The organism is Nocardia beijingensis NBRC 16342 (assembly GCF_001612785.1).
Lineage (GTDB): Bacteria > Actinomycetota > Actinomycetes > Mycobacteriales > Mycobacteriaceae > Nocardia > Nocardia beijingensis.
In genome coordinates this window covers 50,580-66,125 of the sequence record NZ_BDBC01000012.1, presented here as the reverse complement: position 1 = coordinate 66,125, position 15,546 = coordinate 50,580, and the positions used below count along the sequence as shown (strand labels likewise).

The following is a 15,546-nucleotide window of genomic DNA, read 5'->3' as shown; positions in this document are numbered from 1 at the left end:
CGGCGGTCCGTTACGAAACCGTGATGGACGGGAAAACTTCCGGCCAGGGTGTCCGCGCAGGTCGGCCCGCCGCGGCGCTCGGGCAGGATCGAGTCATGACCGTCGCCGTGCAGACCCTCCGCGCCGAGGACGATATTCGTTCCGCCAACGCCCTTTTCCGCACGGCCATGGTGGGCTTGCCGCCGCTGACGCCCACCGCCGAGCTGTCGGAGCCCGGCCGCACGCTGGGCGCTTACATCGATGGCGCACTGATCGGCACCGCGGAGTCGTATACCAGCTGGCTGGTCGTTCCCGGCGGCGCTCGCCTGCCCCATGCGGCGGTCACCCACGTCGGAGTGCTGCCGACGCACACCCGCCGCGGCGCGCTCACCGCGTTGCTGCGCCGTCAGCTCGCCGACATCGCCGAGCGGGGCGAAACGGTCGCCACGTTGCGTGCTTCGGAGGGCGGGATCTACGAACGGTTCGGCTACGGCATCGCCAGTTCGTTCGCGCGGGTGGAATTGCAGCGGCGTCGGGCCCGGCTGCGGGACACGGTGGCGCCGTGCGGTCCGGTGCGTTTCGTCGACGGCGCCGCCGCGTGGAAACTGCTCCCGCAGATCTACGCGACGGCAGGCGTCGCCTGGACCGGCGCGGTCGATCGCCCCGAATACTGGTGGCGGTTGCAGGAATTGCTGAGCACGGAGCCGAGTTACTGCCTGGTCCACGGCCCGGCGGGCGCCGAGGACGGGTTCGTCCGGTACCAGCCGGTCGATCCGAGGAGCTGGCTGTCCCGCACGGAAAAGCAAGTGGTGGTCAACGATTTCGTCGCGACGACGCCGATGGCGTATCGCGGCTTGATCCGCGGGTTGCTCTCGATCGACCTGGTCGACACCTTCGTGTTCCCGTTCGTCGCCTTGGACAGCCCGCTGCGGCACCTGCTCACCGACGAACGCGCGCTGCGCGTGGTGTCGACCAGGGACGAGACCTGGTTGCGCCTGGTCGATGTGGGGCGAGCGCTGGCGGGGCGGGCCTTTCGCGAGGCCGCCGCGGTGGTGGTCGAGGTCGTGGACGCGATCTTGCCGTCGAACTCGGGCCGATACCGGATCGCGGGCGACGGTGTGCGGCGGGTACGGGAAAGCGCGGACGTCACGACGGGGGTGGCGGATCTCGCCGCGGTCTATCTGGGCGGAACCACCTGGCGTGATCTGGCCTTCGCCGGGCGGGTCGACGAGCATCGCCCCGGGGCGCTCGCGGACGCGGACGCGCTGTTCGCCATCGAGTCGTTGCCGTTCTCGGGAACCTTCTTCTGAGCGGGCGCCAGGCGTACAGTACGTACGTACGGTTTGGTAGCGAGTCTCGGAGTGGCCTATGTGGGATCCCCAGCAGTACCTCGCGTTCGACGATCACCGGTCCCGTCCGTTCTTCGACCTGCTGAGCCGGGTCACCGCGGCCGAACCCCGGGTGGTGGTGGATTTGGGCTGCGGCCCAGGGCATCTCACGGCGGTCCTGGCGCGGCGCTGGCCGGGGGCGCTCGTGCAGGCGCTGGACTCGTCGCCGGAGATGGTCGCCGCCGCACGAGAACGCGGCATCGATGCGACGCTCGGGGCGGTGCAGGACTGGCAGCCGAGCGCGCAGACCGATGTCGTGGTCTGCAACGCCGTCCTGCACTGGGTGCCCGGGCACGCGGAGCTGCTGTCGCGGTGGATGCGGCAGCTGCCCGCGGGGGCGTTCCTGGCCGTTCAGGTGCCCGGGAATTTCGACGCGCCCTCGCACCGGGCGATCCGTCAAGTGGCCGCCCGCGACGAGTGGCGCGACAGCCTCGCCCGAGCGGGCATCCTCGAGCCGAGGGCCGTGCTCGATCCCGCCGGATACGCCGACCTGCTCGCCGCCGCGGGCGGGACGGTCGACGCTTGGGAAACGACGTACCTGCAACGTTTGACGGGTGCGGATCCGGTGCTCGAATGGGTCACGGGCACGGCATTGCGACCGGTGCGTGACGCCCTCGACGACGCGCAGTGGCAGGAATTCACGGCGCAGCTGGCGCCCCTGTTGCGCGGCGCCTATCCGCGGCGAGCCGACGGCGCCACCTGGCTGCCCTTCCGGCGCGTCTTCGCCGTCGCCAGGAAGCGGTAGTCTCGGCGCTCACCGGTCTTCCTCGTGTGCCGTCGAAAGCAGCCGGTCGACTCGCCTGCGCAGCTCGCTGGTCACGGCGGGCACGCCGACCGACGGGAGCTCGGCGGCCACATTGGCGGCGAGCACGCGCAATTTGGTGTTGGTCTCCTGAGAGCGCACGCGCAAGATGGCGAACGCTTCGTCGGCGTCGAGACCGTAGACCAGCATGACCGCGCCTTTGGCTTGTTCGATCACCGCCCGCGCGGCCACCGGGTCGAGGTCACCGCCCGCCGTACCCTCACCGATGTAGCTCACATGCACGCACTACCCGCCCGTGGCGGTCTGACACGGCGACGCGCGCAGGAACGATGGCAGCGCGGTGATCTCGGCCAGGCGGGGGGTTGACGCGAGCCGCGCGGATCGCGATACTTCGAACGTCATAGCGATTGCGTATAACTTTCCCTGCGGATACGCGACGGAGACAGATCAATGACGATCCATGCGGCAGTCGAAGCGCTTCTCCTGGCTCAGGTGGACGACCCGGTCCCCGAGGCCCCTCCGAACTCGGAAAAAATCCTCCAACTGTTCCGGTATTTCACGTGGTTCGTGATTCTCTCCGGAGTTGCCGGAATCGCCTACGCCGGTGGGAAATTCGCTTGGGAAAAATGGAACGGCGGTCCACTGGCGTCGGCGAAGATGGTCGCCGGCGGCATGCTCGGCGGCGTCATCGCCACCAGCGCCGGGACGATCATGAACGCTTTGATCGGTTGAATCGGACGGCCGGCGCGGCGGAGCGCGGAACACGCACTCCGCCCGCCGGTCGGCCGAAGCGGGCCGCCGCGGTCAGTCGGTGACCTCCAATTCGACCAATTGGCCCGGCGTAAAGGATTTTTCGCGCCGGTTGGTTTCCACGCCGAAGACCGCGACCACGAGGTCACCGCCCGGCTGGACCACTCCTGCTTGGGTGAGCGTGCCGTATCCCACGACGGATTCGCCGACATGATCGGCAAGTTCCACCGCGGGAATTCGAATCGTCCTGCTCACGGGGCACCTCTATCCAGTCGAAGTGTCAGTGGCTGCTGTGTCCTTGTTCGCAGGACTCGATCCTAATACCGGGAAAAGCGGTGCAGCACCCTCTGCCGCCGCTGATTCACCACGCGGCCGGCGCATGGCGGCGAATCGCGCCGTCAGGGCGGATTTCCGTGCGCCATAACGATTTACCTGCGGTCTCCACCGGTTCGTGACCGGTACGAGCGCTGCGGCGATCTCGGGCGCTTCCGGTCACAGCTGTGCCGGATACTTGTGATCGAGCCATTCCCGGAACGTCGGCCCGGCGAGGATCGCTTCCGGCCCGGGCAGGAGCGCGCCGGTGGCCTGCAATTCGTGATCCGGGTCGTCGGTGTCGATGATCTCCTCCACCCGAGCCGGTTCCCCTCGTCGCGCGGCCGACTCGGCGGCGGCCGCGGCCAGGCTCAACTCCTGCGGTCCCGCGATCTCGGTCCGCTCGGGCGCGGCGTCCGCCACGGCCAGCTGCGCCAGGTGCTCGGCGACGGTTCGGGCGGCGACCAGCTGAGCGAGGTACTTCGGGACGTAGGCCGTGTCACCGCGAGTGGTCCAGTCCAGCATCATCTCGGTGAACTCGTGGAACTGGGCGGCCCGCAGGATTCGCACCGGGACCGGGCCTTCCAGGTAGGCGTGCTCGTGGGCCGATTTGCCTGCGTAATGCCCCGCCGTGAATCGATCGATCCCGATGATCGACACGAGCACGATCCGCCGCACGCCGGCCGCGGCGGCCTCGCGTTGCACGTTCCCCGCGACGGTCCGGAAGAAGTCGGTCACCGCCTCGGTCTCGGTGGTCGCCGCGTTGACCGCGTCCACCACGACGTCCACTCCGCCCAACGCCCCCGCCAAGCCGTTTCCGGTATGGACGTCCACCCCCGCGGATCGGCTGATCCCGACGACCTCATGGCCCTGGGCCTCCAGTACGTCGGTCACTTCGCGACCGATACGCCCGCCCGCTCCGACAACAGCTATCCGCATGACGACCTCCTGTGAGTCACTGGTTCGGTGAGTGGACGAAGCGGCGACCACGGGTGTGACACAGGAAAGTCGGTGGTGAGGGTGCCGCCGCAACGGTCGATCCACGTGCGGCGGCAACTATGGTGCTCTGCCTCCCTTACGTCGGTGTGCGCGAGACGCGGCGGAATGCCTTGCGCGCCGCCGATCGGCGGAACCGGCGAAGGCTTCCGGTCGGAATGCGACCCGCCGGAACGCGGCTCGGCCGCACAGCAGGTGTGCTCAGATGCACCAGACGGCGCTGCCGAGCGGAATGCAGAGCACTACGGAGCCCCACACCGGCGTCGCAGTGTTCGACGGTGTCGTTTCGGCGGAGGCCGCGGGCGCGGCGATGACGCCAAGGGAGGCGGCCATTGCGGTCGCGGCGACGAATTTCGTGATTCTGGTGGACATTGCGCATCCTTCGACTCGAATGAAACCTAACTCTGACTCACGGATTTCATGCTTCACCCATAGGCGGGTGAGCACCAGGCAAGGAAACGTCAAGTTCCCCGGCGGTACGTCACAGGAAGATCACCGATGGTGCTATTTTCGGGGTAGCCGCAGCCGATTCGGCCGGATAACGTACCGGCAGATTTCTTTCTGCCCTATAAATGCCCGTATCGCGCGCTTCGAAATGCGGTCGCGTCGCCTTTGCCCATTGGAGACCTGGCGGTCGTCGACCTTGTCGTACTGCGATCCGCTCGTCCCCGATCCCGGCGCCCCGGCGGGTGCTGTGTGATTGGTTCGGTGCGGCGTGACGGCGTTTGGTAACGGGGATCGTAACCGGAACTCGGACCGTTCCGGCGACCGCCACGCCGGATCTCTATTCGCGGACTTCCCACCGGCGGTGAGCCGGCTCCGAATTCGGACAGTGACGCGACCCTAAACTGAGGCAATGGTGCAGCCAACGCCCTGGCAGTCGGACGAAACGCGAGACGACCGCTCCGCCCAGCAGAACCGGGCGGCCAGTGGCGCCGTCGTGCCGGCGAAGGCGATTCTGGCCGCACTGCGCGGCCACTGGGGCTATGTGTGGGCCGCGGTCGGTGGCCTGGTGACGCTCGTGCTGCTGTTCCAGCCGTGGCTGACCGCCGCGGGCGCCGACGGCAAGGTCAGCACCAACGCGTTCGGCCGGATGGAGATCACCACGCGGTTCCTCAACGTCTGGTCGCGGTCGGCGCCGCCCGGCGCCAAGATCACCGGCTTCTGGGCACTGCTGGCCTGCGCCGCGATCATCATCGCGATCTTCGCGGTGCTGGTGAACCTGCGCCTGCGGCTCGTGGCGCTCGATCGGCTGGCGACGCTGGCCACGGTGGTCGCCGCGCTGTTCGTGGTGTCCACCGTGCTCTACATCAACAGCAAGGGCGCCGAGCTGAAGGCGATGGTCGGACGTAGGAACGATCTGGGCGGACAGATCGGATCGTTGATGAACTGGGCGTTCGGCAACGGCAGGCTCGTCGTGCCCGGCATCGGGCAGGTCGCCTACACCTCGGCGACGCTCACGCCGTGGGCGCTGATCGCGGGCGCGACTTCCCTGGGCTCGGCCGTCGCGGCCGTCACCCAGTGGGTCCGCAACCGATCGGGCAACCTGTTCCGTCTTCCGCTGCGTGTGCAGGTCGTGACGTCGGAGCAGCGCGCCGAATCCGAAGAAACGGAGCGGCCGTCGCCGTCCCCCGGCGAGCCCGGCTAGCTCCGCCCGAAGCACTCCATGTCACCGCGCCCAGGCGCGGACGAAGGCCCTTCCCCTCTTGCGCACGACCGGTTCGATCGGGTACGCCGGAGAGCAGGAGGTGTCCGATGCCGTTCGCACACCGGTCCCCGACGCGGACAGAAGAGGTCATCGTGCCGTCGGAGTACGCCCGGCTGGCCGGGGTGCTGGCTGTCCCGCCGGAGCGCACCGCGCTGATCGCCTTCGCGCACGGCAGCGGGAGCGGCAGGCGCAGTTCGCGAAACCGGTTCGTCGCCGAGGTCCTCAATCGGGCCGGTTTCGCGACGATGCTGGTCGACCTGCTGACCGTCGAGGAGGAAGGCGACCGCGGCCGCGTGTTCGACATCCCCTTGCTCGCGCATCGGCTGGTCGAGGCGACCCGCTGGCTGCGGACGCGGCCGGAGCTCGGTGGCCTGCCGACCGGATATTTCGGCGCCAGCACCGGCGCGGGCGCGGCGCTGTGGGCGGCGACCGAACCGGGCGCCGACATCGCGGCGGTCGTCTCCCGTGGCGGCCGTCCGGATCTGGCCGGTCCGAGGCTGGGCGGGGTACGCGCGCCGACCCTGCTCATCGTGGGTGGCAACGACAGATGGGTGCTGGAGATGAATAGGGAGGCCCAGCTACGGATGCCGTGTCCGAGCGAACTGGACATCGTTCCCGGCGCGACCCACCTGTTCGAGGAACCCGGTGCGCTCGAGCAGGTCGCCGACTCGGCGGCGCAGTGGTTCCACCGCCACCTCACCGTCGTGCGGCACTGAACACCTCGGGGAGATCATCGGTTCCTGGTGCCACACGGGTGCCGAAATCGCGGCTGATGTCCTCGAGCTTCGCGCAGAGCCAGCGGGTTTCGGCGTGCGGGGCCCACTCCAGGCGCATGTGCCGCACCTGCAGTGGAATCAACCGGACCTCCGCCGGGCTCCGATCGACCGACACGAGATACAGCGGATGCAGATCGGTGTGGTATCGCTCGTGGCCGCGGATGCCTTCGTAGTCGTCGATGACATCGCCGCACCCGTAGAGGATCGGTTTGCCGCGGTAGATCTCGATCGGACGCGGATGATGCGCGGAGTGCCCGTGCACCAGGTCGACTCCGGCGTCGATCAATCGGTGTGCGAACTGGGTTTCGGTGCGGGTGACCTCGTAACCCCAGTTCGGTCCCCAATGCACCGAAACGATGCCGATGTCGTTGTCGCGCTTGTGCGCCGCCACCTCGGCGGCGACATCGTCGGCGGCAGCGGCGCCGGGGGAGTAGCCCACTCGCCACAGCCCTGGCCGGTCGCGTCGAGCCGACCAGGATTCCGGGACGCCACTGGATCCGGCGGCGACCGAGACGATCACCACGCGGCGGCCGTCGGCGAGTTCCACCGTGGCGGGGGCACGCGCGTCTGCCAGGTCGGCGCCCGCTCCGGCGCGGCCGATATGGGCGGCGTCGAGCGCTTCGATGGTGTCGGCCAGTCCGGGCATCCCGAAATCGAGCACGTGATTGTTGGCCAGCGCGCAGACCACCGGTGCGATGGCGGTCAACGCGGGCAGGTTGTCCGGATGCATCCGGTAATGAATGCCCTTCGCGGGGGCGAACATCCCGTCGGCGGTGATCGACGTCTCCAGGTTGAGCAACCGCACCTCGGGGTCGAGCCGGGCGAGCAGCGGCAGGACATCGCCCCACACATGCCGGTATCCGACCGGGTGAGCGAACGCCCCGTGCGCGCGCTCGGCCAGCTCGACGTAGGTTCGCGCGTCGTGAACGTATCGTTCACGCAGCCTCGGGTCACCGGGATGCGGCAGGATCTGGTCCACACCCCGTCCCAGCATGACGTCGCCGCCGAGCAGCACCGTCGTCATGACACCATTGTCGATCATCGCGGTCTCGATGGGAACGCGGTGTGCGGGTCACGTGCCCGGTTGCCACGGCGGCCCGGCGACCGGGGTCACCTCCTGGACATCGAGAGCAGCTGTTGCGGATCGTCGGCGTAGACCGTGGCGATGACGTTCGCGCGGGCGGCGAGATCACGGGCCAGATCCCGGATCTCCTCCGACGCGGACGGATCCGCGTCGATCCCGGTCAGCAGATCGCGGGTGTGGATGGCCGTCGCCTGCGCGCAGCGCCGCAGCCGAGCTTTCGCGACGGTGTCGAGTGCGGCGGGGCTGAGATAGCGCTGAATGTGCTCGCCTCGGTCGGTGATCTCGTTGACGACCGATTCGGTCGCCGCGTCGGTGAGCCAGCGTTCCGCGTCGGCCGTGATCTCGAAGACCAGATCGTGATCGCGGATATCGGTGGGATTGGCGGACGTGGTCAGCAGGGCCATGCTCGCCCGACCGATCGCGAGGAAGCCGCTCATGGCGTGGGCGAGCTGGATATGCGGGTTTGCTGTCGGCAAGCCGTTGAGGCGTTGCCCGACGACGGTGACCCAGCAGGCGAGGTGTTCGGCTCCGGTGTCGATCGACGTCACTGTCGGCATAGCGCGACCATACGCCGTTACCCAGGTGAGACATATCAAGAAACGCTGAAAGTTCGCCAGATGTCGCGGATCGGGCGGGATCCGGCGTCCGCCGCCATCGGGATTCGCTTGCCGCGCTGCGGTAGGAGCGCTGGAAGCGACGTCTCGATCATCCCGTTCGCGTCGCCCGTAGAGGCGGGCCCCGGCGAATCGGAGGCGCGGCAAGCGTCGTGCCGCCAGGGGTCCGCTCGGGAGAGATGTCGACGCGGGCGCCGCCTTCTCCGGCGTTAACTGTGATTGTGCCGAGCCGTGTTCGCCGAAACGGCCTCAGCTGGCGTGTCCACCATCGCATTGCACGTGCAGCGGGTGTCCGACCGCATTGCGCACTCTTGCGCGCCGCTTGTGTTCGACAGATGGGCCCCGGGCTGTCGCCCTACGGAAGCCAGCGGCTAGCTATCGGTTGATACGACGCCCGAATCGGCGGGCTGGGATCGAAGGCCCGCTCAATTCGGGGGCCTGGCAGCACACTTCCCGCTAGTCGGAACTCGTCCTATGTTTTTAAAGAGGATAGTAGTACTCTAAACTATCTACCTGCAGTTTCACTATGTGAGATTCGGGCTTACTGCCCGTGATGTCCGAATCTATCCAGCGAGGGAGTGTCGCGTGCTGGAAATCGATCACTTCAGCCACGGATGGCTAACGCCCATCGTCGCCTATGTCATGTCGTTCACCGGATCATTGCTGGGACTCCGCTGCGTGGCCAGGTCGCGCACCGGTACCGCACGTGACGGCTGGCTGATCGCCGCGGCGATCGCGATCGGCGGCACCGGCATCTGGGTCATGCACTTCATCGCCATGCTCGGCTTCGCCATCGAGGGCGCGACAATCCGGTACGACGTTCCGCTCACTCTGATCAGCGCGTTGATCGCCATCACGGTCGTGTGGATCGGACTGCGCATCGCCCACCAGCGAGCGCTGGGGGCGGTGGGATTGCTGGCCGGCGGCGGCATCACCGGTCTCGGCGTCGGGGCGATGCACTACGCGGGCATGTACGCCATGAAATCCGACGCGACGATCGGCTACGACGGACGGATCGTCGCGCTGTCCATGGTGATCGCCGTGGTCGCGGCCACCGCCGCGTTGTGGTTCACGCTGCACACCCGCAGCACGGTCGTCACTGTGGGCGCGGCGCTGGTCATGGGTGTCGCGGTGTCCGGTATGCACTACACGGGCATGTTCGCGATGCACGTGCACGAGGCCGAGCACATGCACGCGCCCTCGGGGGCGGGCGCGACGCAGCTGCTCACCCCGCTGATCGTGAGCATCAGCCTGGTGACGGTGCTGCTACTGCTGCATCTGGGTGTCACCGAAGTCGACGACGAGAACACCTATGTTCCACAGGGCAGGCACGCGGCCAGTTACTGGCCGACCAGGGACTGAGCCGACGGCGCGCCGCCCCGCCTTCGATCGGGGACGACCGGAGCCGGACGACCTGGACGTTTTCGCCGCCGCCTGCCGGGTACGCGCGCCGAGAGCCGGTTCGTGCGGTGACCGGCCGCTCCCCGTCGAACCAGGAGGTGGCGATGCGCATCGGGTACAAACTGGCGGCCGAGGCATTCGGTCCGAACGAGCTTGTCCGGCAAGCGATTCGAGCGGAAGAGGCGGGGTTCGATTTCGTCGAGATCAGCGATCACTTCCATCCCTGGCTGGACAACCAGGGCCATTCGCCGTTCGCCTGGACCGTGCTCGGCACCATCGCGGCGAAGACCGAACGGATCGAACTGGCGACCGGCGTGACCTGCCCCATCCTGCGATACCACCCCGCGATCATCGCGCAGGCGGCGGCCACCCTGGCGATCTTGTCGGACAACCGCTTCACGCTCGGTGTCGGTTCGGGTGAACGCCTCAACGAGCATGTCGTCGGCCGGGAATTCCCGTCCGTGCGCATCCGGCATCGCATGCTGCGCGAGGCCATCGAGATCATCCGCTTGCTCTGGAGCGGCGGCTACCAGTCCTATGACGGAGAGTTCCTTTCCCTCTCGGAGGCTCGCGTCTTCGATCTGCCCGAGACGCTGCCGCCGATCGCCGTCGCAGGCGGCGGGCCGGACGCCGCCCGCATCGCCGCCGAACTCGGCGACGGCCTGTTCGCCACCGAGCCGGAGCCGGACATCGTCGAGTGCTATCGCGCGGCGGGCGGCGCGGGACCCCGGTACGCGGAAGTCGGCATGGCCTGGGCGCCCGACGAGGAGACGGCCGCGAAGGCCGCGCTCGACACGAGTCGCTGGGCCGTGACCGGATGGAAGGTGATGAGCGAGTTGCCGAACCCGGTCAATTTCGCCGCGGCGACCACCACCGTCCGGCTCGAGGACATCCTCGACAACTTCGCCTGTGGTCCGGACCCCGCCCGCTACCTCGACGCCGCCGAGCAATACGCCGAGGCCGGCTTCGACCATCTCGTGATGCAGAACGCCGGCCCCGACCCCGACGGGTTCTTCGACTTCTACCGCCGGGAACTCGACAAGCCGCTGCGCGCATTGACGCCGAGCGCCTGACGCCCGCGCCGGTACGAGATTCTCAGCTCGCGGCGAGCAGCAGCTTGCCGAGCAGCCGGACGAGCTGCGCACGCTCCTCCGGCTCGAGAACGGCGAAAGTGCGGCGCAGGTAGTCGGGCACCGTCTTCTCGGCACTCGCCAGCGCCTGCTGCCCGGCCTCGGTGATCGTCACCGCATAGGCCCGCCGGTCGGCGGGATCGCGTTCCCGCCGGACGTACCCCGCTGCCTCGAGGTCGTCGGCGATGCCGACCATCACGCTGCGGTCGATGCGCAGTGCCTCGCCGAGTACTCGCTGCGAGCGCGGGCCGACATCGGCCAGCATCTTCAGCACCAGATGCTGGCCGACGCCGAGGCCCTGCTGCTGCGCGTGCGTCTCGGCGGCGCGGGCGACGAGGGAGGAGACCCGGCACAGGGCGATGTCCGGGCGCTCTGTGGCGAGCCTCTGCAGGTACTCGCCCTGTGCGTGATCGGTCCTGCTCGGCATCGACGCAGCTTAGCAAATCGTCTGTCGGAAGATCGTTTGACGCCAGATCGAACAAACCGTACTGTCACAGATCATCTGTACACAGACTGTTTTCGAGAAGATGGATGGGCCCGATGTCGTTGCACCTTTCCGCGGACGAAGTTCTGTCCACGACGCGCGCTGTGCGCAAACGTCTCGACTTCACCCGGCCGGTGCCGCGCGGACTGATCGAGGAATGCGTCGATCTGGCGACCCAGGCGCCGACCGGGCGCAATCGTCAGCGCTGGCACTTCCTGGTCGTCACCGACGACGCGCGACGCGCGGTTGTCGCCGATATCTTCCGCCGCGCGGTGCACGTCGCGGGTGGACAGCCGCTCACGCCCGCCGACGTGCGGCGCATGTCCGCTCATCCCGCGTCCATGCGACGGATCGGTGAGGGCTTCCAGCACCTGTACGACAACATTCATCGGGTGCCGGCCTTCGTGATTCCCGCCGTGGAAGGCCGCACCGACCGCGCCGGGGTGCTGGAACAGTCGATGACCTGGGGCTCCATCCTTCCCGCGGTCTGGAGTTTCATGCTCGCCGCTCGTGCCCGTGGCCTCGGCACGGTGTGGACCACCGCGCACGCGCCGCTGGAGCGCGAACTCGCCGACGCGCTCGGCGTGCCCTACGAGAAGATCATGCTGGCGGCGTTCCTCCCGCTCGCCTTCACCATCGGCACCGACTTCCGTCCCGCGAAACGTGTTGCCCGCGAGCAGGTTCTGCACTGGAACGAATGGTGAGCACGGTCAGGTCCGTGGGGCGGCCGTCGCGCGGATCGTGGTGAACAGGCGCAGGCAGCGCTGGGTCATGTCGTCGGGCGTATGGCCGGGATGATCGCTCCACCAGGAGATGGTGGTGGACACGACGCTGAACCACAGCGCAAGCAGCAGTGAGTGATCGGCGGGGTCGGTGATGCCCGCATCGGCCAGAACTTCCGACACCCCGGCCGAGCCCATGCCGTTCAAGGCGTCCTGATAGTGCCGGGCCACCGCGAAGGCCGCACTCGCACGCGGCAGTGTGGGGTCGTAGACGATCTTCCAGTTCTGCGTGCGCCCGTCGAGCGCGCGGAAGATCCCGGTCAGTGTCGCCAGCGCACGGTCGTGTGCGCCGTGCGCTGACTGCGCTGCCGCGACCGCGTCCACCAGTCCCTTCCCGGCGCGGTGCACGCAAGCCGCGTGCAGACCGTCGCGTGAGCCGAAGTACGCGTACACGAGCGGCTTGGAAACACCTGCCGCCGAGGCGATCTCGGCGACCGAAGCCTTGGCGTAGCCGCGTTCGCCGAACTCGGTGGTCGCGATGTCGAGAATCTGCTCCTCCCTCCGCTCGCGCGGCACACCCTTGGTGCCCGGCCTGCTCACCGGTCCTCCCGCGCGGGCCGGTGAGCGACCGGGTCGATCAGCACGCCGGGATTGAGAATGTCCGCGGGGTCGAGCGCCGACTTGGCCGCCCGCAGCGCGGCGGCGAACGGGTCCGGGCGCTGGCGGTCGTACCACGGGCGGTGGTCGCGGCCGACGGCGTGATGGTGCGTGATGGTCGCGCCGTTGCTGTGCAGCGCCTCCGATACGGCGGTCTTGATCTCGTCCCATTGCTCGACGGTCCGCCCCCACCGGCCCGCGGCGTAGACGCCGAAGTACGGCGCGGGTCCGTCCGGGTAGACATGGGTGAACCGGCAGGTGGACACCCCGGTCACACCGGCGGATCGGAACGCGGACGTGGTCGCTTCCTGCACGGCCGCCCGCAGGGCGTCGAAACGGTCCCAGGTGCACGCTGTTTCGAAGGTCTCCACGATCATGGATTGCGCGGCGAGCGCGTCGCGCTGGTAGGGCATGCGCAGGAACGCCGAGCGCCAGGTGTCGGCCGCGCCCGTGCGGGCCGAGTCCTCCGCCGCATCGGTGGTGCGGACACCGTCCGGAACCTCGCCGCCGTGCTCGCGGCAGATCTGCACCGCGCGGCGCATCGGCTCGTCGACGGGATGGTCGGCGGACTCGAAGCCGAGGACGAGCACACCGCCCGCCGCGCCGGTGCCCGCGTTGAGGAACGCCTCCACCGGATCCAGCAGCCTGCAGTTCGCCGGGTACAACGCGGCCTGGGCGATGGCGCGCGTCGCGGCCACGGCCGCTGGGTAGTCGCCGAACATTACCGACGCCCCGGACCGCCAGCGCGGACGTTCCTGTACCCGCATCCACGCCTCGGTGATGACGCCGAGCGCGCCCTCCGAGCCGAGGAACAACCGATCGGGTGAGGGACCGGCCCCCGACGCGGGCAGCCTGCGGGATTCGCTGATCCCCGCGGGTGTGACCACCCGCATCGACTCGACCATGTCGTCGATGTGGGTGTAGACGGTCGCGTAGTGTCCGCCAGCCCTGGTGGCCAGCCAGCCACCGAGCGTGGAGAACTCGAACGACTGCGGAAAGTGCCGCAACGTCAGACCGTCCGGTCGCAAGGCCGCCTCCAGTGCAGGGCCGAGGATGCCCGCTTGGATCCGTGCCGCCCGGCTGGTGCGGTCGAGTTCGACGATCCGATTCAGGCGGCCGGTGTCCAGCGACACGGACCCGGCGTAGGCGTCGGCCTCGCGCGGTTCGACACCGCCCACCACCGACGTTCCACCGCCGAAGGGCACCACGGCGATGTCGGCGCTCGCGCACCAGTCCAGGATGTCGAGCACGTCTTGCTCGGTGCGTGGCCGCAACACCTGGTCGGGCACGTGGTCGACGCGGCCGAGCAGATTGCGCACCACATCGCGGAAGGCCTGGCCGTGGCCGTGCGCCACCCGATCGCCGAGTTCCTCGGAAGCCAGGGGAGCCAGAGCGTCCGGCACCCGGACGCGAGGTGCGGGGACGCGCAGCGACGTCAGATCCGGGGCCTCGTGCACGGCCAACTCGGCTCCCGGTAGGAGTGCCGCCACGCGTCGGGTGAGGTTCTCCCGCTCGGCGCCGGTCACCGCGTCTTCCCGGTTGCCCCATCCCCACCATGATCTCGTCGCCACCGCATCGCTCCTCGCCGAATTGACTCGAAGGTAAATTACCTGATGATCAATCAGCGGGGAATGCTCGAGCGCGATGTGGTCCGAGGTAGCGGCGGGTGTCTCGGACGCGGTTACGGGGCGAGGGCGTTGTTACGCGTGACGATCAACGGATCGATCGGCGTGAAGGGCAGGTCGGGAAGTTCGTCGAGCGCGACGCCGAATGTCGCGGCGAGCACTTTCCGGGAGTACGCGCTCATCGAGGCGCGGTAGCCGATGTCGGCGGGGGTGGGCTGGTCGAAGAAGATCAGCAAGTGGATCTCGGGGGAGTCGACGACTTCGATGTGGTGCGGGTAGGCGCGCGGAACGAAGTACACCTCGCCTTCCCGCACGGTGTAGGTGTCCAGGGTGCCGTCCGGATCCATGATCGTCATTCGCGCCGAGCCGCGATGGACGTAACCCATCTCCGCGGTCACGGGATGCCAATGCGGTTCGCGCATGCCGTCTTCGCGCACCCGTAGCGAATACATCGAGATATCGCGCAGTGCCGGCCAGAACTGGGCACGGGCGGTGCGCGCGGAACCGACCGGCGAGTCCACCGGCGCGGGCATCGCCTCGATCGCGAAGTGGTGCGGATCGCCGTAGTGGGCGGTGGGCGGGATGTCGGGCTCGCCCTCGCGTCGCACGACGAGCTTGGCGGTGGTGTCGCGCCGGATCTTCGCGAAGTCCGCGGCGGGCAGGTCGTAGGTGTTGCCGAGCACCGAATCGGTCATCGCGCCGAGGCTCGCGCCGAAGCCGAAGTCCTCCGGCCGTTCGTGGCGGAAGGCGAGGATGAACTCGGCCTCGGTATCGCCGACGTTCTCCACGTGGTGCAGCGCGCCGGAGTCGATGTGGAACATCTCGCCCGCACGCACCAGGAACGAGGAGAATCTGCTGCCGTCGTCCAGGACCGAGACCAGTGCCAGTCCCGCGGTGCAATAGGTGAGCTCGGTGGCGTTGGCGTGCCAGTGCGGTTCGCGGATCGCGCCCGGCGCGAGGGTGAGGCGTTTGATCGACAGCCCACTGAGGATCGGGAAGCTGTCGGCGGTGAGCCGGGTGAGCGAGCCGAGTTCGCTGCGGTGGATCTGCTCGCCCTCGCGCAGGGAGGCGACATGGATCGATGGTGTCTGCACGGTTGCTCCTCGCTCGCGGTCGAAGGATCGGTTTCGCGCGATCGCGCCGGTCTCGGCGTGCTG

At 68.4% G+C, this 15,546-nt stretch carries 17 protein-coding genes and 1 pseudogene; 8 read left to right on the top strand and 10 right to left on the bottom strand.

The window, feature by feature from the left end; all coding sequences use genetic code 11:
- Nucleotides 1-95: 95 nt before the first annotated feature.
- Both NB3_RS08085 and NB3_RS08080 read left to right on the top strand, forming a co-directional pair.
- The gene (locus NB3_RS08085) at nt 96-1,289 is read left to right on the top strand and encodes a GNAT family N-acetyltransferase (RefSeq protein ID WP_067798913.1); all 1,194 of its coding nucleotides are present in this window, start codon (nt 96-98) and stop codon (nt 1,287-1,289) included.
- A 58-nt stretch (nt 1,290-1,347) separates the two neighbouring features.
- Nucleotides 1,348-2,112: a trans-aconitate 2-methyltransferase gene (locus NB3_RS08080; protein WP_067798912.1), complete on the top strand. Its 765-nt coding sequence runs from the start codon at nt 1,348-1,350 to the stop codon at nt 2,110-2,112.
- 9 nt (nt 2,113-2,121) lie between these two features.
- On the opposite strand, the gene NB3_RS08075 is transcribed toward NB3_RS08080, so the two are convergent.
- On the bottom strand, nt 2,122-2,406 hold the full coding sequence (locus NB3_RS08075) for an ANTAR domain-containing protein (RefSeq protein WP_067798910.1): 285 nt from the start codon (nt 2,404-2,406) through the stop codon (nt 2,122-2,124).
- Nucleotides 2,407-2,580: 174 nt separating this feature from the next.
- Here NB3_RS08075 and NB3_RS08070 point away from each other — a divergent pair, with 174 nt between their 5' ends.
- Nucleotides 2,581-2,862, top strand: a complete 282-nt coding sequence (locus NB3_RS08070) for a hypothetical protein (RefSeq protein WP_067798908.1) — start codon at nt 2,581-2,583, stop codon at nt 2,860-2,862.
- A gap of 72 nt (nt 2,863-2,934) precedes the next feature.
- Here the strand turns inward: NB3_RS08070 and NB3_RS34880 are convergent, their stop codons facing one another.
- The 3 genes from NB3_RS34880 to NB3_RS34875 form a co-directional block, all read right to left on the bottom strand.
- A complete protein-coding gene (locus NB3_RS34880; protein WP_157111631.1) occupies nt 2,935-3,108 on the bottom strand; it encodes a hypothetical protein in 174 nt (57 codons plus the stop codon).
- Between the two features lie 264 nt (nt 3,109-3,372).
- On the bottom strand, nt 3,373-4,131 hold the full coding sequence (locus tag NB3_RS08065; RefSeq protein WP_067798905.1) for an SDR family oxidoreductase: 759 nt from the start codon (nt 4,129-4,131) through the stop codon (nt 3,373-3,375).
- A gap of 258 nt (nt 4,132-4,389) precedes the next feature.
- Nucleotides 4,390-4,560, bottom strand: a complete 171-nt coding sequence (locus tag NB3_RS34875; RefSeq protein ID WP_157111629.1) for a hypothetical protein — start codon at nt 4,558-4,560, stop codon at nt 4,390-4,392.
- A gap of 484 nt (nt 4,561-5,044) precedes the next feature.
- Here NB3_RS34875 and NB3_RS08060 point away from each other — a divergent pair, with 484 nt between their 5' ends.
- The gene (locus NB3_RS08060; protein ID WP_067798902.1) at nt 5,045-5,836 is read left to right on the top strand and encodes a hypothetical protein; all 792 of its coding nucleotides are present in this window, start codon (nt 5,045-5,047) and stop codon (nt 5,834-5,836) included.
- Between the two features lie 128 nt (nt 5,837-5,964).
- Nucleotides 5,965-6,612: pseudogene (locus tag NB3_RS08055) on the top strand (dienelactone hydrolase family protein); the annotation flags it as partial.
- Here the strand turns inward: NB3_RS08055 and NB3_RS08050 are convergent.
- Nucleotides 6,593-7,714: a CapA family protein gene (locus tag NB3_RS08050; RefSeq protein ID WP_067798899.1), complete on the bottom strand. Its 1,122-nt coding sequence runs from the start codon at nt 7,712-7,714 to the stop codon at nt 6,593-6,595. The pseudogene NB3_RS08055 and the gene NB3_RS08050 overlap by 20 nt on opposite strands.
- Nucleotides 7,715-7,782: 68 nt before the next feature.
- Nucleotides 7,783-8,313 (bottom strand): hypothetical protein, encoded by a 531-nt coding sequence (locus tag NB3_RS08045; RefSeq protein ID WP_067798896.1) that lies wholly within the window; start codon nt 8,311-8,313, stop codon nt 7,783-7,785.
- A 642-nt stretch (nt 8,314-8,955) separates the two neighbouring features.
- Here NB3_RS08045 and NB3_RS08040 point away from each other — a divergent pair.
- Nucleotides 8,956-9,732: an MHYT domain-containing protein gene (locus NB3_RS08040; RefSeq protein WP_157111625.1), complete on the top strand. Its 777-nt coding sequence runs from the start codon at nt 8,956-8,958 to the stop codon at nt 9,730-9,732.
- Between the two features lie 143 nt (nt 9,733-9,875).
- On the top strand, nt 9,876-10,844 hold the full coding sequence (locus NB3_RS08035) for a TIGR03557 family F420-dependent LLM class oxidoreductase (protein WP_067799513.1): 969 nt from the start codon (nt 9,876-9,878) through the stop codon (nt 10,842-10,844).
- A gap of 22 nt (nt 10,845-10,866) precedes the next feature.
- Here the strand turns inward: NB3_RS08035 and NB3_RS08030 are convergent, their stop codons facing one another.
- Nucleotides 10,867-11,328 (bottom strand): MarR family winged helix-turn-helix transcriptional regulator, encoded by a 462-nt coding sequence (locus NB3_RS08030; protein WP_067798893.1) that lies wholly within the window; start codon nt 11,326-11,328, stop codon nt 10,867-10,869.
- A 113-nt stretch (nt 11,329-11,441) separates the two neighbouring features.
- On the opposite strand from NB3_RS08030, the gene NB3_RS08025 reads away from it, so the two are divergent.
- Nucleotides 11,442-12,089, top strand: a complete 648-nt coding sequence (locus NB3_RS08025; RefSeq protein ID WP_067799510.1) for a nitroreductase family protein — start codon at nt 11,442-11,444, stop codon at nt 12,087-12,089.
- 6 nt (nt 12,090-12,095) lie between these two features.
- On the opposite strand, the gene NB3_RS08020 is transcribed toward NB3_RS08025, so the two are convergent.
- The 3 genes from NB3_RS08020 to NB3_RS08010 form a co-directional block, all read right to left on the bottom strand.
- On the bottom strand, nt 12,096-12,707 hold the full coding sequence (locus NB3_RS08020; protein ID WP_084485977.1) for a TetR/AcrR family transcriptional regulator: 612 nt from the start codon (nt 12,705-12,707) through the stop codon (nt 12,096-12,098).
- The gene (locus NB3_RS08015; RefSeq protein WP_067798890.1) at nt 12,704-14,335 is read right to left on the bottom strand and encodes an FAD-binding oxidoreductase; all 1,632 of its coding nucleotides are present in this window, start codon (nt 14,333-14,335) and stop codon (nt 12,704-12,706) included. The genes NB3_RS08020 and NB3_RS08015 overlap by 4 nt, the downstream gene beginning before the upstream one ends.
- A 110-nt stretch (nt 14,336-14,445) precedes the next feature.
- Nucleotides 14,446-15,483, bottom strand: coding sequence for a cupin domain-containing protein (locus NB3_RS08010; protein ID WP_067799504.1), 1,038 nt, complete (start codon nt 15,481-15,483; stop codon nt 14,446-14,448).
- Nucleotides 15,484-15,546: the final 63 nt, after the last annotated feature.

Coding starts and splice junctions, on each gene's coding strand:
- NB3_RS08085 (WP_067798913.1), top strand. CDS start 96: ATGACCGTCGCCGTGCAGACCCTCCGCGCCGAGGACGATATTCGTTCC.
- NB3_RS08080 (WP_067798912.1), top strand. CDS start 1,348: ATGTGGGATCCCCAGCAGTACCTCGCGTTCGACGATCACCGGTCCCGT.
- NB3_RS08070 (WP_067798908.1), top strand. CDS start 2,581: ATGACGATCCATGCGGCAGTCGAAGCGCTTCTCCTGGCTCAGGTGGAC.
- NB3_RS08065 (WP_067798905.1), bottom strand. CDS start 4,131: ATGCGGATAGCTGTTGTCGGAGCGGGCGGGCGTATCGGTCGCGAAGTG.
- NB3_RS34875 (WP_157111629.1), bottom strand. CDS start 4,560: ATGTCCACCAGAATCACGAAATTCGTCGCCGCGACCGCAATGGCCGCC.
- NB3_RS08060 (WP_067798902.1), top strand. CDS start 5,045: ATGGTGCAGCCAACGCCCTGGCAGTCGGACGAAACGCGAGACGACCGC.
- NB3_RS08050 (WP_067798899.1), bottom strand. CDS start 7,714: ATGATCGACAATGGTGTCATGACGACGGTGCTGCTCGGCGGCGACGTC.
- NB3_RS08045 (WP_067798896.1), bottom strand. CDS start 8,313: ATGCCGACAGTGACGTCGATCGACACCGGAGCCGAACACCTCGCCTGC.
- NB3_RS08035 (WP_067799513.1), top strand. CDS start 9,876: ATGCGCATCGGGTACAAACTGGCGGCCGAGGCATTCGGTCCGAACGAG.
- NB3_RS08030 (WP_067798893.1), bottom strand. CDS start 11,328: ATGCCGAGCAGGACCGATCACGCACAGGGCGAGTACCTGCAGAGGCTC.
- NB3_RS08025 (WP_067799510.1), top strand. CDS start 11,442: ATGTCGTTGCACCTTTCCGCGGACGAAGTTCTGTCCACGACGCGCGCT.